The organism is Mesorhizobium sp. M2A.F.Ca.ET.042.01.1.1 (genome assembly GCF_003997405.1).
Lineage (GTDB): Bacteria > Pseudomonadota > Alphaproteobacteria > Rhizobiales > Rhizobiaceae > Mesorhizobium.
Genome location: NZ_RZRX01000621.1, coordinates 1 through 658 on the forward strand (window position 1 = coordinate 1; position 658 = coordinate 658).

The 658-nt window shown below is 58.7% G+C and carries 1 pseudogene; it reads left to right on the top strand.

Going from position 1 to position 658, the window contains the following annotated elements:
- Positions 1-569 (top strand): annotated as a pseudogene (locus EOA23_RS35220) (IS5 family transposase); the annotation flags it as partial.
- Between the last annotated feature and the right edge of the window lie 89 nt (positions 570-658).

Here is a 658-nt window from a genome sequence, read left to right on the forward strand (position 1 = left end):
GTATATACGCGCTTCTGGCGCTGGGCGCAGAAGGGCGTCTGGGAGCGTATTTTCAAGGCCCTCAGCGATGATCCCGATTTCGAATATGTCCTTATCGACGGCACGCTCGTCCGGGTCCACCAGCATGGCACCGGCGCAAAAGGGGGACTCAAAATCAGGCCATAGGCCGCTCGCGTGGCGGCCTGACCACCAAAATCATGGCCTTGGTCGACGCCCTCGGCAATCTCATTCGCTTCGTCCTTTTGCCCGACCAGCGTCACGACAGCATCGGGGTCGAGCCTTTGATCGCCGGCCTCGATTTTGAGGCGCTCCTCGGCGACAAGGCCTTCGACAACAACTGGCTGCGCGCCAACCTGAATGAACGCGGCGCTGCGGCGGTCATCCCGTCCAAAGCAGACCGGGCCGGACGCATCCCTCACGACACCGAAATGTACAAATGGCGCCATCTCGTCGAGAACTTCTTCTGCCATCTCAAGGCATTCCGACGCATCGCAACCCGTTACGAAAAAACCGATGCTTGCTTCGCCGCACTCCTTAATCTCGTCACAGCTTTCCTCGCAATCCGATGACTGTAAACAGGCCTTAGTAGCTTGGTTGGCTATCGGTTGGTTTCAGCAGCCCGATTACCGGAAGGCCGTCGATGGTGCTGCTATACCCC